General features: G+C 33.8%; 28 protein-coding genes, 7 tRNA genes and 1 pseudogene. 21 read left to right on the top strand and 15 right to left on the bottom strand.

The window, feature by feature from the left end; genetic code table 11:
• Positions 1 to 30 precede the first annotated feature (30 nt).
• The 7 genes from AC3OCB_RS10180 (at position 31) to AC3OCB_RS10150 (ending at position 4,118) form a co-directional block, all read left to right on the top strand.
• Positions 31 to 531, top strand: coding sequence for a multiprotein bridging factor aMBF1 (locus AC3OCB_RS10180; protein WP_498342343.1), 501 nt, complete (start codon positions 31 to 33; stop codon positions 529 to 531).
• Positions 528 to 1,586 carry a GTPase HflX gene (gene hflX / locus AC3OCB_RS10175; RefSeq protein WP_498342342.1) on the top strand — a complete coding sequence of 353 codons (1,059 nt, stop codon included), beginning with the start codon at positions 528 to 530 and terminating at the stop codon, positions 1,584 to 1,586. The genes AC3OCB_RS10180 and hflX overlap by 4 nt, the downstream gene beginning before the upstream one ends.
• A 65-nt stretch (positions 1,587 to 1,651) precedes the next feature.
• Complete coding sequence (locus AC3OCB_RS10170) at positions 1,652 to 2,116, top strand: tRNA methyltransferase (RefSeq protein WP_498342389.1); 465 nt, start codon at positions 1,652 to 1,654, stop codon at positions 2,114 to 2,116.
• Positions 2,109 to 2,645, top strand: a complete 537-nt coding sequence (locus AC3OCB_RS10165; RefSeq protein ID WP_498342341.1) for a transcription factor — start codon at positions 2,109 to 2,111, stop codon at positions 2,643 to 2,645. The genes AC3OCB_RS10170 and AC3OCB_RS10165 overlap by 8 nt, the downstream gene beginning before the upstream one ends.
• On the top strand, positions 2,626 to 3,594 hold the full coding sequence (locus tag AC3OCB_RS10160; protein ID WP_498342339.1) for a DNA cytosine methyltransferase: 969 nt from the start codon (positions 2,626 to 2,628) through the stop codon (positions 3,592 to 3,594). Before AC3OCB_RS10165 ends, AC3OCB_RS10160 begins: the two co-directional genes overlap by 20 nt.
• On the top strand, positions 3,569 to 4,024 hold the full coding sequence (locus tag AC3OCB_RS10155) for a RecB-family nuclease (RefSeq protein WP_498342338.1): 456 nt from the start codon (positions 3,569 to 3,571) through the stop codon (positions 4,022 to 4,024). The genes AC3OCB_RS10160 and AC3OCB_RS10155 overlap by 26 nt, the downstream gene beginning before the upstream one ends.
• 19 nt (positions 4,025 to 4,043) lie before the next feature.
• A tRNA-Val gene (locus AC3OCB_RS10150) sits at positions 4,044 to 4,118 on the top strand.
• Between the two features lie 235 nt (positions 4,119 to 4,353).
• On the opposite strand, the gene AC3OCB_RS10145 is transcribed toward AC3OCB_RS10150, so the two are convergent.
• The 7 genes from AC3OCB_RS10145 to AC3OCB_RS10115 form a co-directional block, all read right to left on the bottom strand.
• A tRNA-Tyr gene (locus AC3OCB_RS10145) sits at positions 4,354 to 4,447 on the bottom strand.
• A 196-nt stretch (positions 4,448 to 4,643) separates the two neighbouring features.
• Positions 4,644 to 4,744, bottom strand: a tRNA-Ile gene (locus AC3OCB_RS10140).
• 66 nt (positions 4,745 to 4,810) lie between these two features.
• Positions 4,811 to 6,058, bottom strand: a complete 1,248-nt coding sequence (gene ahcY, locus AC3OCB_RS10135; RefSeq protein WP_498342337.1) for an adenosylhomocysteinase — start codon at positions 6,056 to 6,058, stop codon at positions 4,811 to 4,813.
• 34 nt (positions 6,059 to 6,092) lie between these two features.
• Positions 6,093 to 6,566, bottom strand: coding sequence for a hypothetical protein (locus AC3OCB_RS10130; protein WP_498342336.1), 474 nt, complete (start codon positions 6,564 to 6,566; stop codon positions 6,093 to 6,095).
• 20 nt (positions 6,567 to 6,586) lie between these two features.
• Complete coding sequence (locus AC3OCB_RS10125) at positions 6,587 to 6,775, bottom strand: hypothetical protein (RefSeq protein WP_498342335.1); 189 nt, start codon at positions 6,773 to 6,775, stop codon at positions 6,587 to 6,589.
• A gap of 140 nt (positions 6,776 to 6,915) precedes the next feature.
• A tRNA-Val gene (locus AC3OCB_RS10120) sits at positions 6,916 to 6,990 on the bottom strand.
• Between the two features lie 63 nt (positions 6,991 to 7,053).
• Complete coding sequence (locus tag AC3OCB_RS10115) at positions 7,054 to 8,976, bottom strand: beta-CASP ribonuclease aCPSF1 (RefSeq protein WP_498342334.1); 1,923 nt, start codon at positions 8,974 to 8,976, stop codon at positions 7,054 to 7,056.
• A gap of 69 nt (positions 8,977 to 9,045) precedes the next feature.
• On the opposite strand from AC3OCB_RS10115, the gene AC3OCB_RS10110 reads away from it, so the two are divergent.
• Positions 9,046 to 10,098 carry an NAD(P)-dependent glycerol-1-phosphate dehydrogenase gene (locus tag AC3OCB_RS10110; RefSeq protein ID WP_498342333.1) on the top strand — a complete coding sequence of 351 codons (1,053 nt, stop codon included), beginning with the start codon at positions 9,046 to 9,048 and terminating at the stop codon, positions 10,096 to 10,098.
• Here AC3OCB_RS10110 and AC3OCB_RS10105 read toward each other — a convergent pair.
• A complete protein-coding gene (locus AC3OCB_RS10105) occupies positions 10,088 to 10,789 on the bottom strand; it encodes a peptidylprolyl isomerase (RefSeq protein ID WP_498342332.1) in 702 nt (233 codons plus the stop codon). The two genes, AC3OCB_RS10110 and AC3OCB_RS10105, sit on opposite strands and share 11 nt — an antisense overlap.
• Positions 10,790 to 10,878: 89 nt before the next feature.
• Between AC3OCB_RS10105 and AC3OCB_RS10100 the strand changes: the two genes are divergently transcribed.
• The 4 genes from AC3OCB_RS10100 to AC3OCB_RS10085 all read left to right on the top strand — a co-directional run bounded on the left by AC3OCB_RS10100 (position 10,879) and on the right by AC3OCB_RS10085 (position 12,314).
• Positions 10,879 to 11,064 carry a 50S ribosomal protein L37e gene (locus AC3OCB_RS10100; RefSeq protein ID WP_498342331.1) on the top strand — a complete coding sequence of 62 codons (186 nt, stop codon included), beginning with the start codon at positions 10,879 to 10,881 and terminating at the stop codon, positions 11,062 to 11,064.
• Between the two features lies 1 nt (position 11,065).
• On the top strand, positions 11,066 to 11,968 hold the full coding sequence (gene speE, locus AC3OCB_RS10095) for a polyamine aminopropyltransferase (RefSeq protein ID WP_498342330.1): 903 nt from the start codon (positions 11,066 to 11,068) through the stop codon (positions 11,966 to 11,968).
• Between the two features lie 32 nt (positions 11,969 to 12,000).
• Positions 12,001 to 12,108: transfer RNA gene (locus tag AC3OCB_RS10090), tRNA-Ser, on the top strand.
• Positions 12,109 to 12,215: 107 nt separating this feature from the next.
• Positions 12,216 to 12,314, top strand: a tRNA-Leu gene (locus AC3OCB_RS10085).
• Here AC3OCB_RS10085 and AC3OCB_RS10080 read toward each other — a convergent pair.
• The 3 genes from AC3OCB_RS10080 to AC3OCB_RS10070 form a co-directional block, all read right to left on the bottom strand.
• On the bottom strand, positions 12,296 to 13,054 hold the full coding sequence (locus AC3OCB_RS10080) for a hypothetical protein (protein WP_498342388.1): 759 nt from the start codon (positions 13,052 to 13,054) through the stop codon (positions 12,296 to 12,298). The genes AC3OCB_RS10085 and AC3OCB_RS10080 overlap by 19 nt on opposite strands.
• 551 nt (positions 13,055 to 13,605) lie before the next feature.
• A tRNA-Glu gene (locus AC3OCB_RS10075) sits at positions 13,606 to 13,697 on the bottom strand.
• 37 nt (positions 13,698 to 13,734) lie between these two features.
• A complete protein-coding gene (locus tag AC3OCB_RS10070) occupies positions 13,735 to 14,022 on the bottom strand; it encodes a TIGR00304 family membrane protein (protein ID WP_498342328.1) in 288 nt (95 codons plus the stop codon).
• Between the two features lie 144 nt (positions 14,023 to 14,166).
• Here AC3OCB_RS10070 and AC3OCB_RS10065 point away from each other — a divergent pair, with 144 nt between their 5' ends.
• The gene (locus AC3OCB_RS10065; RefSeq protein ID WP_498342327.1) at positions 14,167 to 15,093 is read left to right on the top strand and encodes a transcription initiation factor IIB; all 927 of its coding nucleotides are present in this window, start codon (positions 14,167 to 14,169) and stop codon (positions 15,091 to 15,093) included.
• A gap of 38 nt (positions 15,094 to 15,131) precedes the next feature.
• On the opposite strand, the gene yciH is transcribed toward AC3OCB_RS10065, so the two are convergent.
• Entirely contained in the window at positions 15,132 to 15,434 is a 303-nt protein-coding gene (gene yciH, locus AC3OCB_RS10060; protein ID WP_498342326.1) for a stress response translation initiation inhibitor YciH, read from the bottom strand.
• A gap of 86 nt (positions 15,435 to 15,520) precedes the next feature.
• Between yciH and AC3OCB_RS10055 the strand changes: the two genes are divergently transcribed.
• Entirely contained in the window at positions 15,521 to 15,667 is a 147-nt protein-coding gene (locus AC3OCB_RS10055; RefSeq protein ID WP_498342324.1) for a DNA-directed RNA polymerase subunit P, read from the top strand.
• Here the strand turns inward: AC3OCB_RS10055 and speB are convergent.
• The gene (gene speB / locus AC3OCB_RS10050; protein ID WP_498342322.1) at positions 15,654 to 16,541 is read right to left on the bottom strand and encodes an agmatinase; all 888 of its coding nucleotides are present in this window, start codon (positions 16,539 to 16,541) and stop codon (positions 15,654 to 15,656) included. The two genes, AC3OCB_RS10055 and speB, sit on opposite strands and share 14 nt — an antisense overlap.
• Positions 16,542 to 16,582: 41 nt before the next feature.
• On the opposite strand from speB, the gene glyS reads away from it, so the two are divergent.
• The 6 genes from glyS to AC3OCB_RS10020 all read left to right on the top strand — a co-directional run bounded on the left by glyS (position 16,583) and on the right by AC3OCB_RS10020 (position 20,664).
• On the top strand, positions 16,583 to 18,298 hold the full coding sequence (gene glyS / locus AC3OCB_RS10045) for a glycine--tRNA ligase (protein WP_498342321.1): 1,716 nt from the start codon (positions 16,583 to 16,585) through the stop codon (positions 18,296 to 18,298).
• Entirely contained in the window at positions 18,291 to 18,641 is a 351-nt protein-coding gene (locus AC3OCB_RS10040) for a hypothetical protein (RefSeq protein ID WP_498342319.1), read from the top strand. The genes glyS and AC3OCB_RS10040 overlap by 8 nt, the downstream gene beginning before the upstream one ends.
• Entirely contained in the window at positions 18,638 to 19,036 is a 399-nt protein-coding gene (locus AC3OCB_RS10035) for a hypothetical protein (RefSeq protein ID WP_498342318.1), read from the top strand. Before AC3OCB_RS10040 ends, AC3OCB_RS10035 begins: the two co-directional genes overlap by 4 nt.
• Positions 19,037 to 19,059: 23 nt before the next feature.
• A complete protein-coding gene (locus AC3OCB_RS10030; protein ID WP_498342317.1) occupies positions 19,060 to 19,689 on the top strand; it encodes a DUF47 domain-containing protein in 630 nt (209 codons plus the stop codon).
• Position 19,690: 1 nt separating this feature from the next.
• Entirely contained in the window at positions 19,691 to 20,233 is a 543-nt protein-coding gene (gene endA, locus AC3OCB_RS10025; protein ID WP_498342316.1) for a tRNA-intron lyase, read from the top strand.
• A gap of 101 nt (positions 20,234 to 20,334) precedes the next feature.
• Positions 20,335 to 20,664 (top strand): hypothetical protein, encoded by a 330-nt coding sequence (locus tag AC3OCB_RS10020; protein ID WP_498342387.1) that lies wholly within the window; start codon positions 20,335 to 20,337, stop codon positions 20,662 to 20,664.
• Here the strand turns inward: AC3OCB_RS10020 and AC3OCB_RS10015 are convergent.
• Positions 20,627 to 21,277, bottom strand: coding sequence for a UbiX family flavin prenyltransferase (locus tag AC3OCB_RS10015; protein ID WP_498342314.1), 651 nt, complete (start codon positions 21,275 to 21,277; stop codon positions 20,627 to 20,629). The genes AC3OCB_RS10020 and AC3OCB_RS10015 overlap by 38 nt on opposite strands.
• Complete coding sequence (locus AC3OCB_RS10010; protein ID WP_498342313.1) at positions 21,211 to 21,417, bottom strand: TRASH domain-containing protein; 207 nt, start codon at positions 21,415 to 21,417, stop codon at positions 21,211 to 21,213. The genes AC3OCB_RS10015 and AC3OCB_RS10010 overlap by 67 nt, the downstream gene beginning before the upstream one ends.
• A gap of 78 nt (positions 21,418 to 21,495) precedes the next feature.
• Here AC3OCB_RS10010 and AC3OCB_RS10005 point away from each other — a divergent pair.
• Positions 21,496 to 22,295: pseudogene (locus AC3OCB_RS10005) on the top strand (sulfide-dependent adenosine diphosphate thiazole synthase).
• Positions 22,296 to 22,315 lie beyond the last annotated feature (20 nt).

Here is a 22,315-nt window from a genome sequence, read left to right as displayed (position 1 = left end):
GTTTAAGAGTAGTAATAAAGAGTATATATTATGCAAAACTCTGTTACGAAATACTGTGAGATGTGTGGTGCTCCTATAAAAGGTAAGGGAATTACTGTGTCTTATGAAGGGAGTATTATTACAGTATGTCCTAATTGTTACAATAAAATTAAAAAATCAGCAAAAATTGTAGATGAAAGAGAACTGAAGAAAAATGAAGAAATGAAGAAAAAAATAAAAACGTCGGTACCAAAACTGTCTAATGAAGTGGAACTCGAAGTAGTAGATGATTATTATAAAATGATCAAAGAAGCAAGAGAAAGATTAGGTTTATCACAGCAACAATTAGCTCAGCAATTAAAGGTTTCAGAAAATATAATAAAAAGATTTGAAAGTGGGAAACTAAAACCAACAATACAGCAAGCAAAGCAATTAGAAAAAATCCTTGGGATAAAATTACTTCAGCCAATTGAGTCAGACGAAGGGACAGAAGACACAGATTTTGAGTTAACCTTGGGAGATGTGGCCAATATTAGAGAGGGGAAGAAGTGAAAGCAGTCTTATTTACATCAGAGGAATATAAAGACGAAGCATTATCATTAGCTGAAACTGCTTTATATGAAGTAGTAAAAATATATAAAAGTCCAAGGAAACCTAATCCAAAGTTTTACATACAAACTGATAAAGTAGAAGAAATAAAAAATATGGAAGAAGTAGAAGCAATTATAATTTTTGATCTTTTAAGATCTCGTCATTTTATAAACTTAAACAAAGAATTGTTAGGAAAGAAAATACTAGATAAAGTTCTTTTATTGCTAGAGATATTTGCACTCCATGCAGGTTCTAAAGAAGCAAAATTACAGATAGAATTAGCAAGACTAAGATATGAACTACCAATTCTAAAAGATATGTATAAAAGAAGCAAAATTACAGAGCAGCAAGGTCCATTAGGAGCAGGTGTTTATGGAGTAGAAAGTGCGATTAGATTGTACCAAAGAAGAATTGTAAAAATAAAGAAAGAGTTAGAAGAATTGAAAAACGCAAGAGAAGAACAGATTAAGAGAACAAATTTTAACACTGTTGCAATTGTTGGATACACAAATGCAGGAAAGACTACAATCTTTAATTATTTAACCGGACTAAACCAAAAAGTTGATTCCTCAATGTTCACTACAACAGCTCCTAAAAGACATGCCATACCAATAGACAGTACAAAAGTTATGATAGTAGACACAGTAGGATTCATTAGAGGTATTCCTCCACAAATAATAGAAGCATTCTTTGTAACATTATCTGAAGCTAAATATGCCAATGGACTCGTACTAGTACTGGATTCATCTCTTTCCGATACTATGCTATTAGAAATGCTTCAAAGTTCTCTACAAACCTTACGTGAACTAGGAGTTTCTGGGAAGCCTATGATTATTGTGCTGAATAAAACTGATAAAAATGCAGATAAAAGAGAAATAGAACACAAAATAGAGTTAATAAAGCAAGTTTCCTCATCACTTTATTCACCAGTGATCGATATTCTTCCAGTATCAGCATTAAAAGGTACAAATATGAATATTTTAAGGGATAAAATATTAACGCTCCTTCAGAACTAAAAGAGGTTTATGTTTTAAGACTTCATCACAGACCAGAGAGAGATAAAAGAGTCACAACACATGTAATATTAGTAGCTAGAGCTTTTGGTGCTAAAGGAGTTTATGTCCAAGGCGAAGACAATTATTTAGTTACTACGCTAAATAAAGTAAAAGAAAATTGGGGAGGAAAATACTTTACTCTAGAATTTGTTAAAGATCCAATGAAATTAGTGGAAGACTGGAAAAAAGAGGGAGGGGTTGTAGTTCACTTAACAATGTATGGAATTCCTATTGACGAAGTCAGTAATAAAATTACACAAATAAACGGTAAAATATTGGCTATTATTGGTTCAGAAAAAGTAGAGGGATGGTTCTATCATAATTCAGATTATAATGTTGCTATAGGTAATCAACCCCATTCTGAGGTAGCTGCATTGGCAATTTTCCTGGATAGAATATATAAGGGTGGAGAACTAAATATACAGTTTAGTGATGCTAAATTATCAATTATACCCCAAGATAAGGGGAAGAGGGTGAGGAAAAATGAGTAGTAGAGCTGAAGAACTTATTATAAGTTTAGCAAAAGATTTGGTAGGGGATGATGCAGCAGAACTTTTGAAGTTTTTGCTTAGGAAAAGAATAGAAATGACAGACGATGATATATCAAAAGAGCTGAATATAAAAGTGAATGAAATAAGAAAGAAATTGTATCTTTTAGCAGAACAAGGCTTTATTACTTATCGTAAAACTAGAGATAAAGATTCAGGTTTGTTCATTTACTATTGGAAAGTTAATATAGATCAGATAAATGATTTATTGATTAACAGAAAGAGGCTTGTATTAGAAAAACTAAAAACAAGATATGAGCAAGAAAAAGAAGCCTCTTACTATTACTGTTCACAAGATAATATATTATATAGTTTCGATGAAGCATTAGAAAATGAATTCAAATGTCCAAAATGCGGTTCCCCCTTAGATTATTATGATTCAGAGAAAACAAGAGCTTTCCTTAATTACAAAATTAGTCAACTAGAAAATGAGATAGAAAGAGAGACAAAGCATGGAGCTAACAACCATTGATCTCTTTTCTGGGGCTGGAGGTTTTTCTTTAGGCTTTAAAAAACAAGGTTTTAACATAAGACTAGCTATAGACATTAACCATGCAGCTGCGCGTACCTATTCAACTAATTTCCCAGAGACTATTGTTATAGAGGATGATATAAGAAGTATCACAGGGAAAGACATAGAATATTTTGTAGGGAAGAAAGTAGATATTGTAATAGGTAGTCCACCTTGCGAGCCATATACAGCTGCTAATCCCTTAAGGATGAAAGAGCCTTTAGATAGACTCTATCTTGATCAAGATGGGCAATTGACATTAGAGTATATTAGGCTAGTAGGAGAGTTAAAACCTAAATTCTTTGTTATGGAAAATGTTCCATCGATTATAGGTACTGACAGCCTAAGATCTGCTATTGAATATGAATTTAATAAAATCGGGTATAAAGTCTTCTTTAATTTTTTAAAAGCAGAAGATTACGGTAATCCGTCAAAAAGAACACGTGTATTTATAAGCAATATAGAACTTAGACCGCACAAAATAAATAAAAAGAAAACTGTACTAGATGCAATTAGTGATTTACAAGGACGTTATGACGTTCCAAATAATGAAATCCAAGAATTAAGTGAAGATAAAATTAAGGAAATAGCTAAACTAGGTTTTGAAGACTATTTAACTATGTTTAGAGGAAGTTCTGGAAGAAGTATTCCTCTATATATTAGGCTAAATCCTTATGACATAGCGCCTACTGTATTAGGTAATTCGAGATTTATTCATCCATTTGAGAATCGATTCTTAACTGTAAGAGAGCAAGCCAGATTAATGTCGTATCCAGACGATCATATATTCTTAGGAGGAAGAGATGAACAGTATAATCAAGTAGGAGAAGCAGTTCCAGTAGTCTTATCTACCGCAATTGCGCGAGAAATAATGGGTAAAGTATATGGAATTGTTAATAGTACTACATAACGTCAGTAGTACACAAAGAATTATTGACTTTGCAAAATTGGTATTTAATATGAATATAAATTATTTTATTCTAACAAAAGTAGGTGGTGTGGGGGCACAGGCAGGAATACCAGAAGTAAGTAAAATTGCTTATAAGAATAAAAAGCCGTTTATTGTTCTTCCAGATCTAAAAGACGCAATAGAGTTATTTAAACCCGAGAGTGTTTTTATTTTCACCCAAGCTGCCGAAAAAACGTTCAATAAAGACCTAATAAGAGATAAGAATAGAGTAATGTTTGTATTTTCAGGTAATGAAGTAGGGTTTAATAAACTTGAACTTAATCTTGGCGAACCGGTAAAAATAGAGGGTTTAAATAATGAGATATCTTCAGTAGCATTAGCTGGAATTGTAGCTTATTGTATAATGAACGATGGAAAGATTTTAAAGTAGCAAATGAGTATTTTTTAGCGGGCCCGTCGTCTAGCCTGGTTAGGACGTCGCCCTGACACGGCGGAGGTCCTGGGTTCAAGTCCCAGCGGGCCCACTATGTCATGTATAATTTTTAATAAGGTACAAGTACAAATGAATTTTGTTTTTGAATGTCACACTTTAGTTGAATTATATTATTCTTTTTAACTTTTATAATTTCCTTAATTAATAATGAAAAGATTATTTAGAAATAATTGCTATATCAAATAACTAGACGAAAATACAATATATAATTGAAGATTATCTGTTAATTTATAAATAACTAGAAATAAAAAGAAAGCCGTGAGAAGTCCCGCCGCGGGGACTTGAACCCCGGACCACCCGGTCACTGCGTGCCCTCCTTGCCCTACAGCCGGGCGCTCTACCGGGCTGAGCTACGGCGGGTCTCCATTTCTATTACATATCATCTTTGCTAATAAGTTTTACCGTTATAATTTGAGGGGTAATAAACTAGAGATATAATCTAAACTTTGATTCTTAATAAAGCATAAGAATTATTAAAGGGTACGAGATATCTTTCCCCTTACAAACAATAACCTAAACCTATTCATATTATTATTTATTTTAAAATAATTAGTAATGGGCCCGCGGGGACTTGAACCCCGGACCACCCGGTCTCTCAAAGTACGGAACACACCACCTATATGAGCCGGGCGCTCTACCGGGCTAAGCTACGGGCCCAATTAAGAAATATGCAAAAATGATTTAAAAGAGTTGCGCTTATGTCGTAACTTATGTATCACAAAATTATGTACCATATTTCCATTGTTTTGTGTATTCTATTTGCTCTTGTGTCATTTGCTCTATTTCTATTCCCATACCCTTAAGTTTTAGTCGTGCTACAGTTTCATCGATATCTAAAGGTACGTTGTATACTTTTTTATCTAATTTGTCTTTGTTCTCATAGATATATTTTACAGATAGTGCTTGATTTGAGAAACTAAGATCCATTACCTCACTAGGATGTCCTTCTGCAGCTGCTAGATTAACGAGTCTTCCTTTAGCAAGAAGATAAACTCTTTTATGGTTAGGTAACTGATATTCCTCTAAGTTTGGTCTTATAACTCTTGAGGACAAAGCTATTTCTTTAAGTCCTTTAACATCAATTTCGACATTAAAATGCCCAGAATTTGACAATATTGCACCATCTTTCATTTTCAATATATGTTCTTTTCTTATCACATTTATATTCCCTGTAGCTGTAACGAATATTTCTCCTACTTCTGAGGCTTTATCCATTGGCATTACATCAAATCCATCCATTACTGCTTCCAAAGCTCTCAATGGAGAACTTTCTACTACTATTACTCTAGCTCCCATTCCTCTTAATCTTAAAGCAATTCCTCTTCCTACCCAGCCATAACCAGCCACTACAGCTACTTTCCCTGCAATAAGTATATTAGTTGCTCTAAGTATTCCATCTATCGTACTTTGCCCTGTTCCTATTCTATTATCAAAGAGGTACTTAGTAAATGCATTATTTACAGCGATAACTGGATATCTTAACACTCCTTGTTCTTCCATAGCTTTTAATCTAATTACCCCAGTAGTTGTCTCTTCAGTTCCTCCATGAAGTTTCAAATTTGGCATGTTCTCATGAACATAAGCATGAAGATCTCCACCATCATCCATTATTATATGTGGCTCATATTTTAGGATCTCTTTTATATTTTCATAATAATCTTGCTCATTTTCTCCTCTCCAAGCGAACACTTTAATACCTTCTTGAACTAAAGCTGCAGCTACATCATCTTGTGTAGAAAGAGGATTACTACCAGCAAGTGCAACATCTGCCCCACCAATTTTTAACGTCTTTACTAGAACACCTGTCTCTTTAGTAACATGAAGTACTGCACTAATTCTTAGTCCTTTTAGAGGTTTTTCTTTTTCAAAATCTTTCCTTATTTCCATCAGAGCTGGCATGTGCATTTCTGCCCATTCTATCTGCTTCTTTCCTTGTTCTGCTAAATTAGGATCTTTAATTTTATAGTCCATAAGGAGAAATAGAAAAAATAAAAATAAGTTTAACTTATGCTCCTACTGCTCTAGCTACTCTATAGGAGACAAAAGCTGCAAACACACCTACTATAGTAGTAAATGGGAACGTTGTTAGTATATCAAAACTGATTTTACTCCAATTTACTATTCCTCCATATATCAACGGTTTCAGAAATCCTTCCCATAGTAGCGGATCTGGCAAACTCCATAGAAAACCTACTATAGCCCCTTGAATAGCTACAAATATTTTGTTTCCCTCGAACGGTCTACCCTTAGTTAAAACTATCATCAAGTCAATAAAGAGCCCGTATGTTAAACCTTCATAAATAAAGAACAATGGTTGCCCTGCCCATCCATAATGAACTGCATCAGCCAAAACGTCAAATATAACTAGAGAGAGTATTCCTGCACCAAACTTTCTTATTTTCGCTACAGTGATAATTAATATGAACATTCTTCCCCAAAAAGCTACATCTACATAGCTTATTGCAATAGCTCTATTCAAAAAACTACCAATGAAAATTCTCAAACAGTAGCTATGGCAGCACCAATTCCCATGTATACATAATCTAATGTTGTAAATTTCTTAATCACTCCTTCTTTTTTAGCTAGTATATATAGGACTATTGGTGTTATAATAAAATATGCTGCGACCAATTCCCATGGCAGTTCTCCTGGTATATTTATATTTCCTTCGATATGGTTAAAGACCATAATAATTAGTCTTTATTAGTATTTTTATCTTTTGTCTTAATATTATATATAGAAATACACAATATATATTACTATATAGTTCTATGTGAAACCGGTTTAGAAGAATTATACAGAAAGAAGTTTAACCTAATAATAATAAGTGGGCCCGCTGGGACTTGAACCCAGGACCTCTGCCTTGTAAGGGCAGCGTCCTAACCAGGCTAGACGACGGGCCCAGTAACATATTTTTCGATCAACATTTAAAAAATTATAGGTCTAAAAGTCCTAAAGTATTCTATCTAAACTACTCTAAGACTATCAAGTATTTGTGGGGCATATACTCTTGTTCCTTTCATCCCAATTTTTTCTTTTTCCCTTTCAACTAATCTCCTAAAAGACTCTATCGAATTCGGTTCTCCGTGGTTTAATAATAAGTTCCTTGGTTTTACATTTAGATTTCTAAGGAAGCTAATAAGTTGTCTTCTATCCGAGTGTCCAGAAAAGCCTTCAACCCTCTGTACTTCCATATTTATCTTTATATTTTCTACTCTCCCATCTCTATCTATTATTTGTATCTCGGAAGACCCTTCACTTACTTTTCTACCTAAAGTTCCTTCTGCCTGATAGCTTACGAAGATTATTGCATTTTTACTGTCTGGAGCCATTGTTTTAAAGAATTCCACTGCCGATCCACCATTTAACATTCCGGAAGTAGCTATTATTATAGACGGACTTCCTTGTGCAATATCCTCTTTATAGCCTTCTATTCTATGGAAGAATTCTGACATAAACGGATTCTCATCTCTATATAAAATGGCTTCTCTGACTTCTCTGCTTAACATTTCTGGGTAAGCGTTGTGTATTGCTGTAATTTCTTCTACTAGACCGCTAACATATATAGGCACTTCTGGTATTAGTTTTTTCTTCATTGCATCATTTAGAACTAACATAATTTCTTGACCTCTTCCTACCGCTAATACTGGTATTAGGACTTTTCCCCCTCTATTTATTGTTCTATTTATTATTTCTATTAGTTTAGCTTCTGCTTCTTCTCTGTTTTCTTGTTCATGATCTCCATACGTAGTCTCCATAATCATTGTATCAACTCTAGGGAATTCATCATTAGCCTTATCAAGGAGCTTAGTCCTTGCATACTTAAAATCACCAGTATAAACTATGTTATGAGTACCATCTCCTATGTGTAAGTGAGCCATAGCGGAGCCAAGTATATGACCAGCATTATAGAATGTTAATTTAATATCTGGAGCGATATCTGTAACTTCTTCATAGTCAAGTGTAATAGTATGAAGTAGTTCTTTTCTTACCTCTTTAGCTGTGTAGGGAAGAGGTCTTCCTTCCTTTTCAGCTATATCTAAAGCGTCTAGTTGCATTAGAGCCATAATATCCCTTGTAGGAGAAGTGGCGTAAACTGGCCCTTCATATCCGTACTTAAATAATAGCGGAACCATCCCGCAATGATCTAAATGTGCATGGGTTATTACTACTGCATCAATATCTTCAAGTCTTACTTGATCAATATCTAGTTTTGGAAATAGTTTTTCTCCATAATTTACACTAGGGTTAAGTCCTACGTCTAATAATATCTTGCTTTCTGGTGTTTCTACCAATACAGCTGATCTTCCTACTTCCTGAAAGCCTCCTAATGCAGTGACTCTAACGCTTCTATCTTTAAATAGTAGTTCTCTATGTATTCTTTCTCCAAAAACTTTGAGTGTTTTAGCTCTATATTCTGTCTCATTATATATATGCGTTAAGATACTATCAACTGTCTTTGATTTTAGTGGAGGTTCTCTGACTATTATCGGTCTCCAATATGTTTCAAAAAAGATCTTAGTTTGTATCGTTCCTCCCTTTCCTATTACAAGCCCAGGTTTCTTTGCTTTTATTAATACTTCTCCTAGTTCGTCGTCAAACTTTATATCTGTTATCTCTGCTTCTTTAGGTACAATGTTCTTTATAATTTCTATAGTTTCTTTTTTATCTTTTCTTGCTTTTTCGTCAGCTTTCAATACTATTCTTTTCTTTATATCTTTAGCAATTTTTTTGAATAATTCTGTTTTATCTACTAATATTGAAGGGTTCTTTACATATACTGCTATTTCTGGTCCTTCAAATTCTATTTTAGATATTCCGGCTTCTTTTGGGATATTGTTGTATATTGACGCTATTATACTCAATCTAAGCGATGACACATAATTCACCAATTAAGAAATAGATGTACAAGTACCATATGCTAACTTTTAATATTTAAATTCTTGTTATAGTATTTTGTGGAACCAAAAGAACATATAATTGATTTACCAAAGAAAGTTTACATTGGATATGATATAATCGAAAATACGAAAGACTATATTTATTCCTTGAATCTTTTGGGACCATTTCTTATTATTACTGGGCCTTTGGTAAAGAAAATCGTGGCTCAAAAAGTAATTGAAACACTTAAAGATGAGAAAATAGAAGTAATCGAAGTTAAGACAGCTTCAATGGATGAAATAAGTAGAGCTGAAGAAATAGCGAAGAAGTTTAATGCTAACACTATAATTGGTGTAGGCGGTGGTAATATAATTGACACAGCGAAATATGTATCCTATAGATTAGGTAAAGAATTTATAAGTATACCTACAGCCCCATCACATGACGGAATTACTTCTCCTTTTGCAGCAATTAAGGGTTTAGGAAAGCCTACATCTGTAAAAGCAAAAGGACCTTTAGCTATAATTGCAGATATAAACATAATGGCTTCAGCCCCTAGAAGATTAATAAATGCAGGAATAGGTGACACAATAGGCAAAATAACAGCAGTGAGAGATTGGCAATTAGCTGCAAGGCTTAGAGGTGAATATTATGGTGACTATACTGCCTCCTTAGCTTTGCTCTCAGCTAAACATGCATTGTCATGCGCAAAAATTCTAGATAAAGATATAAAATCTGGGGTAAGAATACTTGTTGAAGCATTAATTAGTAGTGGGGTAGCAATGGGTATGGCAGGGAGTACAAGACCAGCTAGCGGATCAGAGCATTTATTTGCTCATGCAATTGAGATTTTATATCCAGATAAAGCTCTTCACGGCGAGCTAGTAGCTTTAGGTACAATAATTATGGCTTATATTCACGGCATGAATTGGCGTAAAATCAGAAAAGCCATGAAAAAAGTAGGTCTTCCAACCAAAGCAAAGGAACTAGATATACCAGACGAAATTATCATAAAAGCACTTACTATTTCTCATACAATTAGACCAGAGAGATATACTATACTAGGAGATAGAGGAATAACTTGGGAAGCAGCAGAAAAAATAGCTAAAGAAACGGGGGTTATTGACTAAAAACATTCTTATTATAATTTTCTATGAAAGTTACATTAGATTCTGGTAACACATAATTTATTATATCTTTAGCTAACATATATTTTCTTATTTGTATATCCTCAACTAAATAAAGTTCTTTAGGAACAGTAAACTTAACATTTTTCTTTTCATCTATTTCCATGCTCAATTTATCAGAGTAAGATTCTCCTAACCATCTTTCAATCAATGCTTTTATTTTATCTGTTTCATTATCTAGGACTTTAACTACCTTTACTTTATATACTAAATGTTTTCCTGCTAATGGATGGTTCAGATCAAGAATAACTCTTCCTCCAGATACACTTTTTATCACGGCTAAAGATCCATTAGATAATCTTACAACCATATTAGGATATGGGTTAATGCCTTGCCTCTTTAATTCTCCCAATGAAATTGTCTTAACCTTTGTATTATCCCTAGGTCCATATGCCTTTTCTGGTGGCACTTCAATTTCTTTCTCCTCACCAGGGTTCATTTGATATAATGCTTCTTCAAGACCTTGGATAATATTATGTTCTCCCAGTATTACGAGCTTAGGTCCATATTTAGTTTCTTTATTATATATGTTAGCTTTTTTAGCCTCTTCCTCAATTGTAGTATCGAAGACTTCTCCGGTATCTTTTACTTTTCCAACGTAATCTATATAGACAAAATCTTTATCTTTTAACATTTTTCAATCTAAAATCTGTAGGGATTGTAGTTTATAAAGCTAAGTGGAAGGATAAAGTTATAATTTAGTATCTTTATCTTTTAACTGAAATGAAAGGTACACCTTCATTTGGAAAAATGAACAAATCACCATCTCATGTAAGATGCAGAAGATGCGGAAGGAATTCTTTCAGTGTTAGAAAAGGATATTGTGCGGCTTGTGGCTTTGGTAGAACAAAGAAAATTAGAAGATACAGTTGGCAGAATAAGAAAGTCAATGGTTTGAGGCTAGTATAAAATGTATGAATGGCAATGGCATTTAGAGTGGCAAACACCATATGAATTTCATGGTCATGCGATATCAAAGGTAATAGTAGAGCAAAAAACTCCGTATCAGAGAGCTTTACTAGCGGAATTTTATAGGTTTGGTAAGGCACTAATATTAGATGGTAAGATTCAATCATCAGTTGTAGACGAATTCATTTACCATGAAGCATTAGTACATCCTTTGTTACTATCGTTAAATAACCCTGAAAATGTTTTAATTTTAGGCGGAGGAGAAGGAGCAACATTGAGAGAAGTATTGAGACATAAGAGTGTACGAAAAGCTACAATGGTGGATATAGACCCAGTAGTAATCGATTTTGCTAAAAAGTATTTACAAGAATGGCATCAAGGAGCGTTCGATAATCCTAAGACTAAATTAGTCATAGAAGATGGTAGCAAGTTCATAAAGGAAACTAAAGAAACTTATGATGCAGTAGTAATAGACTTAACAGATCCAATAAAGGATTCCCCTTCCCAGTTACTTTATACAAAAGAATTCTATGAAGATATAAAGAAGATAACTAAAGGAGGAGTAGTAACCCAAGCAACCTCACCTTCGTTTAGTTTAGATGTGTTCTCAGTCGTTTATAATACACTAAAGCAAGTGTTCAGAAAAGTAAGTGTGAGTATAGTATATGTTCCTGCATTTGATGGGCTATGGGGGTTTGTTTATGCTTCTGATAATAGTAACCCAATAGAGTTATCAAAAGAAGAAGTAGACAGAAGAATTAATGAGAGAATAGAGGGAAAATTGAGATTTTATGATGGAGAAACACATAATACAATGTTTAGTATCCCCAAATATATAAGAGAAGTTCTAGAGAATGAAAAAAGAATATCTACGAGGAGCAACCCAATAGCTGTCCCTGCATAAATGTTTTTAGTTTTTATTCACTTTTTATATTTGCCGGGGTGCCCGAGCGGACCAAGGGGGTGGGCTCGAGACCCTCCAGCGTTAGGCTAGCTACCCACTGTCTCTCTCGAGACACACGGGTTCGAATCCCGTCCCCGGCGCCTTAGTTAAAAAAAGCTCAGTAATAGAATATATATCAATTTATGTCAAATAATAACTCTAACGAGAGAAATTAATTTAAAAATGCGTAAACTAATTTATATAATGCGCGGGGGTGCCCGAGCAAGGTCAAAGGGGTCGGGCTCAGGACAGCATGTGAGATCCCCGATGGCTTAGGCCTGCGTGGGTTCAAGTCCCACCCCCCGCATCTGCTTTAAATTGACCTACTTCTTCTGGTTCTTCATACCACTTTACTTTTCTTCCTACTTTTGCCCTCATCTTCCATTTAAGGCTTTTAGGTTCATCTTCTAATTTTTTCATTAAATGTTTTAATTTTTCAGATATGTTAGAAGGAGGATTGAATTCGTTAAGAATTTTTTGTATATTATCTGTTACTGTAGTATAAAAACCCCAGTCATCTGCCAAAAGCTTTGCAATATACTTAATGTCTATTGTTTTTTCGTCATCATGATCTCCTAGATCTAAGTCTGTAAGAAGCGCAAAGATATCTTTTATATCGTTTTCAGTCATTTTGATAATTTGTAGTTTTGTAAGAAGAAGATCTGAAGGGGGTATAGTATATTTCATAATTGTAAGTCTATCTTTTAAGACAATTTTGTGGCACATCTCAAATGTATCTAAAAATACATCAATTGTGGAATCTAATTGAGGGTCATAAAACATTAATCTTCTATCTCCATGAAGTGCATTAAATCGTTTGTTAGGTATCATTCCAACGCTCTCCAATATTTCAGAAATCTTTTTACTCTGACTAGAAACACCAAAAAAGTCAATATCCTTATACTTTCTTGCAAACATTTCGCTACCCTTAGGTGCTAGAATAGCGACTGCGGCTCCTCCTATAAGTCTAAGTATCACGTTTTTTTCATTTGCCTTATCGATAATTTCTTTCCCCCTCTCAAGCAGTTTCTCCTTTGTTATTGCTATCTCTACTCACCACAATAAGAAATAGTCTCAACTTACATTTAAATATTAAATTACGTATTCGTTAGAAAATATAATCTCGAGTCAGAGTAGATGCCGACTGTTTCAATATAATGATAAAATTTAGTTAAGTGGAATAGCTAAGTTAAGAAAGGTAGAAATATGATTAAGGATAAAACGTATTGAAATGGTTAACATGTAAAAGGATCTTTGTCTTAAAATATGTTGGCCAGAAAACAAAAGAAGTATAGTTAACCGATTCTCAAGTGAAATGGTGGAAATTATTCCTACAAAACATCTATCTACATGAATAGAGTTAAAGACTTAAGGGACTTGACGTTTCTTTTAATCTTAACACCCTATTCTTACAATTTAAATTAGGAATTCTTAAAAATATTATTCTTCTAAGCAAATGATGTCTATCTTCATATAATTAATCTCTATAATTATCAATACAATTTCTATTAAAATCAATTAACATATTTCTATCATGAGTATTGATTAAAACAACGTGTAAAGATTTATGGTTATATTACATGGAAATCATAAAGAAGTGCCGCGGCCGGGATTTGAACCCGGGCCATGGGCTTGAGAGGCCCACATCCTTTCGACGCTAACGCGCTTGACCGGGCTAGACTACCGCGGCGTTTATATAATTATTTTATTTGCCTAAAAAGTTTAGCTCAAAATCTACTTTGACTTTTCCTATACATTATAAGAGGAAGAATAAAAAATAACAAGACTGCTATTATTGTGAAGATTATACCAAATGTAAATAAATAGGGTAATTGTGAAGGGCTCCCTACTCCAAATACTATTGGAAATGGACCTATAAACACTACACCGGCAAATCCTCCACTTGTAGTAGGTTGTGTAGTTATAGTTGTGCTTGTTGGTGAGGCTATACTAGCAATTATCATTATAATTATTCCAAGAAATAGCAATCCTAGACCAGAGTAGACTAGTTTCATATACTATGTTTCGAGTCTAAGGTTTTAACTCTTTTTTGAATTTTTACTATCAACTGAATCAAAATTGATAGAAAAGCTTATATATATATGACAGCATAAGATTTAAAAGGGGTTTTAAAATTTACGCCCTTTCTGGGTGGTTCTATGTCAGAAAGCAATAAATCTCAGGCTTCTTCATCTATTTGCCCTCCCGATAAAATAGTTTTTGACGAAGAAAGAGGAGAGTACATTTGTACAGAAACTGGAGAGGTAATCGAAGAAAGAGCAATTGATCAAGGCCCTGAGTGGAGAGCATTTACTCCAGAAGAGAAAGAAAAAAGGAGTAGAGTTGGCGGTCCACTTAATCAGACTATACATGATATGGGTATTTCGACTGTAATTGACTGGAAGGATAAAGACGCAATGGGCAGAAGCTTAGATCCTAAAAGAAGGTTAGAAGTATTAAGATGGAGAAAGTGGCAAATTAGAGCAAGGATTCAATCTTCAATTGATAGAAACTTAGCTCAAGCAATGAATGAGTTAGAGAGAATTGGCAACTTATTAAATTTACCTAAGGCGGTAAGGGACGAAGCTGCATTGATATATAGGAAAGCTGTCGAGAAAGGTCTAGTTAGAGGTAGAAGTATAGAAAGTGTTGTCGCGGCTTCGATTTATGCAGCTTGTAGGAGAATGAAGATGGCAAGAACATTAGATGAAATTGCACAATTTACTAAGGCTAACAGAAAAGAAGTTGCAAGATGTTATAGGTTAATTCTTAGGGAATTGGATATTGAAGTTCCAGTAAGTGATCCTAAAGATTACGTAACGAGAATAGGTAGCCTTTTAGGTCTAAGCGGTGCTACTATGAAGATGGCGATAGATATCATAGAAAAAGCTAAAAATTCTGGTTTGACCGCCGGTAAGGATCCTGCAGGTCTCGCTGCCGCAGCTATATATATTGCAGCCCTACTCAATGATGAGAGAAGAACTCAGAAAGAAATTGCTCAAATTGCAGGAGTTACAGAAGTAACAGTAAGAAATAGATATAAAGAATTAACACAGGAGTTAAAGATTCAAATTCCAAATCAATAAAATTTTTAACTTTTCTTTTCCTTTTCTAACATTTCATATTATTCTATAATTATTATATTTGATTCTGGGTATCCCATTTTCATCAGAAGTTCTTTTACTCTCTCTCTATGATCCCCTTGCAATTCTATTTTACCATTCTTTACAGTGCCTCCTGCAGCCAGTTTTGATTTTAGTTCTGAAGCTATTTTCTTTAATTCTGCATCTGATCCAGAAATACCTTCTATTATTGTTACTTCTTTTCCATATCTTCTTTTTTCTACCTTTATTTTTACAAACTGTTCTTCTTTATTTAGTTGTTCACATATTTCTGGTGGTAAACCTCCACACAAATTATCAGACATTCTCAAAGATTTTAATTGCATTAGGGCTTTTTCAACTTTTCTGTTAACAGTTAGGTTTTTAATTAATGGAGTTTTATTATGTTTTGATGGCAAGATACAGATGTGGTAGATGTTGGAAAGAATTTGACGATGAACAATTAAGGGCATTGCCTGGTGTAAGATGCCCATATTGTGGCTATAAAATAATTTATATGGTAAGAAAACCTACAGTAAAAGTTGTTAAAGCGATTTAGCTTTTTGTATCTGTGCAGCAGTTTCTAGTATTATTCTAGATGCTAGAACAGATGTTATACCAGAAGGGTCATGAGGTGGAGAAACTTCTACTACATCAAATCCTATAACTCTTTTATCTACAACGAGTGAAATTATATCTAAGACTGTAGTTGGATCTAATCCTTCTGGTTCTGGTGTAGCTACTCCCGGTGCATAAGCTGGATCTATTCCGTCCATATCATAAGTGATATAGATTTTTTGGCATTCTCTGAAATTTGTTACAATTTTCTTTGCTGTTTCTCTAACCCCCAGAAGTCTTATCTGATGTGGTGTTAAATACGCTATACCTGCTCTATTTGCATATTCTAACTCCTCTTTTGAGACTGCTCTAGTACCTATTTCCATTATTTTAACTCCTTGTTCAGATATTCTTCTCATTACACAGGCATGATCATATTTATATCCCATATATTCATCTCTAAGATCTAGATGTGCATCAATACTTAGTAAGCAATCTGGTTTTATTCCTCTAGTTGTCCCAACTGTTATAGAATGCTCTCCTCCTATGCTAACTACTATTTTATCTTTTTCTGCGAAATAGCTCGTCACATCGCTTATTCTCTTTATGTTCTCTTCTACGTCTGAAGGATGCATAACAATGTCTCCCACATCATTAAATCCTATCTCTCCCATGTCTATACCAGTTCTTATCGAATAAAATTCAATATATTGAGTAGATTCCCTTATAGTAGACGGTGCAAATCTAGAGCCTGGTCTAAAGCTACTTGTTATATCTAATGGTATTCCAAGTATAACAAAAGGAGACGTTGGCTTATTAAATCCTGCAAACAATCTGCTGTTTTCGTTTAAGTATAGTAGTCTACTATCTGCCATGAGAGTAGAAATTTTTAATCTTGTTTATATGCTTATCTCGTATGAGTGAGAAGTTAGTAGAGCTCGCAAAGAGAAGAGGGATATTTTGGCCTTCATATGAGATTTATGGTGGCGTTGCTGGTCTTTATGACATAGGTCCAGTAGGAGTTAAGATAAAAAATAAAATAGTCGATCTATGGAGAAAATATTTCGTTTATGACAACTCGGAATTCGTAGTAGAAGTAGAAACTCCTATAATTACTCCTTATAAGGTATTGGAAGCTAGTGGCCACGTGGAAAATTTTACAGATCCTATAGTTGAATGTACTAAGTGCCATAAGATATATAGAGCTGATCACCTTATCGAGGAATTAGCAAAGATAAATGTCGAAGGATTATCAACTTCTGAACTCGATAAAATAATTAGAGAAAAAGGAATTAAATGCCCTGCATGTGGTGGAGAATTAGGGGAAGTAAGAGTATTTAATTTATTATTTAGTACAAATATCGGACCTTATACTGGTAATCAAGGGTTTTTAAGACCAGAAACTGCACAAGGCATGTTCACATCTTTTAAAAGGGTATATGAGGCATTTAGGCAAAAGTTGCCCATTGGAATCGCACAGGTAGGAAGAGTTGCAAGAAATGAAATTTCTCCAAGACAAGGGCTAATAAGGATGAGAGAGTTTACAATTATGGAAATAGAGTTTTTCTTTGACCCAGAAAGCGATATAAAACCTGCCTTAGAAAAATTTGGTGACTTAAAGCTTAGTATCTTAAGAGGTGAAGATAAGGAAAAAGGAGGAGCTCCTAAAGAGTATTCAGTAGAAGAGCTATTGAAAGAAAAGATTGTATATAATCCATGGATGCTTTATTGGATGGCTACAGCGACTAAATTTGTAACAAGCTTGGGAATTAATAAATTCTATTTTGAGGAAAAATTACCACATGAAAGGGCTCACTATTCTAAGCAGACTTTCGATCAGATAGCTATTATTGGAGATGAGAAAGTAGAAATTTCTGGTCATGCTTATAGAGCTGATTATGATTTAAGCAGGCACATGAAATATAGTGGACAAGATTTAACCGTATTTAAGAAGTATGATACTCCCAAAATAATTAAGAAGAAAGTAGTAGTAATTAACAAGGATTCTCTAAATAAACAGAATAAGGATTTTGTAAAGAAATTTATGTCTTTCATATCTTCTAAAACGCCAGAAGAAGTGGAAGACTTAATAGTACGTGATGAGAAAATTGAAGGAAATAAAATTAGCGAATATGTAAGAATCTTAGAAAGAGAAGAGAAAGTAACGGGAGAAAAAATAATTCCTCATGTAGTAGAGCCATCTTTCGGCGTAGAAAGATGCTTATATTTAACGCTTCTTAATGCATATAGGGAAAAAGAAACAAGAGTGATACTCTCGTTACCTAAAAACTTAGCACCATATGAAGTTGCAGTCTTCCCTCTATTAGAAAAAGAGGAACTAGTGAAGAAAGCCAGAGAAGTTTATGAATTATTAAAAGCTAAGTTTGATGTAGTTTTTGATGATTCTGGAAGTATAGGGAAAAGGTACGCAAGAGCCGATGAAATAGGTATTCCTTACTCTATAACTATTGATCCCCAAACGTTAGTAGACAACTCTGTTACTATAAGGGACAGGGATACATGGCAACAAGTAAGAGTAAATATTAACGACTTGGAATCGGTGCTAGAAAGACTGTTTAAAGGTGAAGAGTTTAATAAGGTAGGTAAAATAATTAATAGTGAAAATGAGTAAGGAGGAAAAAGAAGAGGAAAAGAAAGTTGATGTAAAAACATTAGTTAATATTATACCTCCTGCTTCGGCACTAAAAAAGAGCAAGGCACCACCAAAAGAAAAGAGGCTGAAGATGAGAAAAAGACCAGACGTAGATCAAGGTATTATCTTAATTTCAATTAAATTAGCCAACGAGCTAGGAATTAAGGATGAAGCAGAAGTTTCAGTAAAAGGCAGAAGATTTACATTTAAGGTAATTATCCAAGATGGATTACCAGATACTGAAATTTATGGAAACGAAGCAGATATGATGAAATTAGGGTTGGAAGATAATAGCACAATAAGCTTGAGGGCAGCGAAATGAATGAGAGTGACTTAGAAATAGGTCGAGTATTACTTCAGTTTGATGAGATTGTAGAAGAGCACAATTCTTACCTAGAAGAACTAGAAAATATGCTAGAGTTACCCACTATAGATAAAGACAGAGTAGCCAGGTTATTAAAAAGACTAAGACGAACTAGAAGAGAGATATTAAATGGAATAACTAGTATATCTAATCACATTAACAATTCTAAAGATTCTAAAATAAAAGAGGAGGCTTTAGGCATTATGAATTATTTTTATATTGTAGGCATTAATGATGAGGAAAAAGCCTTGAGAAAAGTAATTACTTTTGATTCTACAATGAAGGATGAAGTAGAAAATGATATTTCTGTATTGGAAAGAATAAAATCATTAGTAATGCAATTCATTTATTAACCATAACTCATTTTTCTATCACAATGAGTGTTCCAGAGCTTAGCATTGAAGAACAAATTCAAAATATATTAAATAATATCATTGACCAACTAAGGTTGTTATACGAGCAATTTACAGAAAATAACATTAATCATATGCAAATATATTCGCGTATAGACGGTATTAAGACTGCCGTTGAGAGTTCTAAGTATAAGCTTGGCGAATATATTATTAAGGTGAATGAGGGAATAGAAACTGGAACCCTCTATTTAGATATTTTAAATTACTTAGAAAAAATATCACAAAATCTGGGTGCAGTATCATACAGATATTCTGTTTTACAGACAAGAAGTAAATTGGAAGAAAGCACAATACAGTCATTATTAGTTACTATGATAGAAAAGTTGATAGCTGCTGCTAGTAGCGCATTAGAATCTTTTCGTTTATTATCATTAAACTCTAAGAAGTCCGCTGAAAAAGCAAGAAATGTTATAAAGATAGAAGAAGAAGTTGATGACCTTTATAGGAATTTTGAATTAAAAATATTCGATAAAAACAATGAGCTTATTTTTATAATGTTAACAAAAGATATTGGGGATAGACTAGAAGATTGTGCAGATTTATTTAGAGATGTAGCAAATAATATACTTTATATAAGTTATATAAGGGAATAGAATGAAGGGTGAATTACTAAAAGATAAAATTATTATAAAAGATGTAACTGAGGCTAGGCAAATTTATAAACTAGGTTATTATGGCAAGCCGTTAGGAATATCTAAACCGAAAAACGCTGATGAAATAAATAGTGAATTGATTTTATCTCTTATAGAAGGTGTTTATTTAAGTAAAAAAGGGCTTTTAAAAGTATATTACAATGATGAAGAACTTTCTACTGATAAACTGAACGAAATAGCTATCGTTCAAATACCTAGATTTAAGATATTATACTCAGTGTATGAAGACTTGAGGGAGAAAGGGTATGTTGTGAGATCCGGGATAAAATATGGTGCAGATTTTGCTGTTTATACTATAGGACCCGGGATAGAACATGCACCATATTTAGTTATTGGATTGGACGAGAATTCTAAAATAACTTCCAATGAACTCTTAGGTTTTGGAAGGGTTTCTCATAGCACAAGAAAAGAGTTACTACTAGCGATAGTGAATCTAAATACTAGTAAGATAAGATACATAATGTTTAAATGGTTGAAAATGTAATATCATTATAAGGTTCATAAATATTGGGTGAGCTTTAATTGAATCATAGAGACTCTACACCTAGGCAAAAACCCACTTTCAATGCTGATGAACCAAAACCAATGCCATTAGGTGATAAATGCAATTATTTGTGTCCTTACTTTAGATGTAATAAAAAAGCCTTAAGCATACAGAAAAAATATGTAAAAGGAACTCCACAAAAAATTGGATACTGTATGTGGGTAGGCGACGTATGCATAACCGGAGATTGTCAATACGCTTACTGCGAAAAAAGAGCTTTATTACCTGGTAATAAATGTGCATTTGCTATGAAGAAGAATGAGAATGGTGAAGATATGGAGAAGGAGTTAAAACAAGAAGATGAATATGATTCCCGGATGAAGGATTTATTATCTAAGAGATTTGGTCGCAAAGGTTATGATTTGTACTAACTTTGTTCCAGTGTTCATATAAGGAATTAGGTATTTTTAATAAATCAAGAATTTTTCCTACCACGAAATTTATTAAATCGTCAATAGTTTGTGGATTATGATAAAAACCTGGAGAAGCTGGGAGTATTATTCCGCCAGCTCTAGAGACTTTTAATGCATTAGAAAGTTCTATTGTGCCCAGAGGTGTCTCCCTAATTACCAGAACGAGAGTTTTCTTTACCCTAAGGAAATTTAACGCTGTTCTGCTAAGCAGATTAGAAGCTATTCCATTAGCTATTTCAGCTAAGGTTTTAATGCTGCATGGTACTATTACCATCCCTTCTGTTTCGACTACGTGACTAGAACTGGAAGGAGGTTCTTCTATTTGATATTCCATATATACCTTAGAGCTATATTTCTGTAAGTAACTGTCTATATCCATATCACATTCTAGTTTTGAAACTTTTCTAGCTTCCGCACTTAATATGGTCTCAGTTTCGTATCCTAGTTCATAAAGTATTTTTATAGTTTTTAACCCATAAATAATTCCGCTAGCTCCACTAATACCTACAACAATTGTCCCTTTCTTGTCCCCGTTTTTTGTTCCTGCATTTTGAGCCACTCTCTCACCCAATTATTATAGCATTGTTTGCTACAAAATACCCATGGTTTATTATTACAACATGTTTTTACAACTATTGGATTGTCTCTAACTATTTTTCCACACCAACTGCAGTGTAGTTGATTTACTTTTGTGCCTAATTGAAATGGCATACTTAGGTTATTTATGACATAAAATAATAGATTTTTCATAAAAATGGCATATAAGCTACTTTATAATCTACTTAATTTATGGAAAGAGACTTAAAAAAGGTTAAACAAGTTGATGAAGTAAAGATAAGTAGATACATTCTCAAATACACTTTTCAAGATTGGGATAACATAGTAGAAAGTGATGTAGTTATTGTCGGTGCTGGGCCTTCTGGAATGGCAGCTGCATACTATTTAGCTAAATCTGGTCTTAAGACTGTAGTTTTTGAGAGGAGATTAAGTTTTGGCGGAGGAATTGGAGGAGGAGCTATGTTATTTCATAAAATAATTATAGAAAGTCCTGCTGATGAAATCTTAAGAGAAATGAATATAAGGCTTACTAAAGTAGAAGATGACGTCTATGTCGTTGATTCTTCAGAATTTATGGCAAAATTAGCTACTGCAGCGATAGACGCAGGTGCGAAAATAATTCATGGAATAACAGTAGACGATGTTATTTTTAGAGAAAATCCATTAAGAGTAGCTGGAGTTGCTGTGGAATGGACTGCTACACAGATGGCTGGTCTTCATGTTGATCCTATATTTATTTCAGCAAAAGCAGTAATTGATGCAACAGGTCATGACGCGGAAGTAATTTCAGTAGTAGCTAGAAAACTTCCGGAGTTAAATATAGTAATTCCAGGAGAGAGATCAGCTTATAGTGAAATTGCAGAACAATTAACAGTAGACAATACTAGCATGGTAGCCCCTGGGCTCTATGCAGCTGGAATGGCTGTAACTGAAATTAAAGGATTGCCGAGAATGGGCCCATATTTGGTGCTATGATCCTTTCTGGTAAGAGAGTAGCTGAAATAATTATAAAAGACCTCCGTTACTCTTAAAGTCTATTGTTTTATTTTTT

Source organism: Sulfurisphaera sp. (assembly GCF_059755235.1).
Note: the sequence above shows the minus strand (reverse complement) of the source record. Positions and strands in the feature narration are given on the sequence as shown.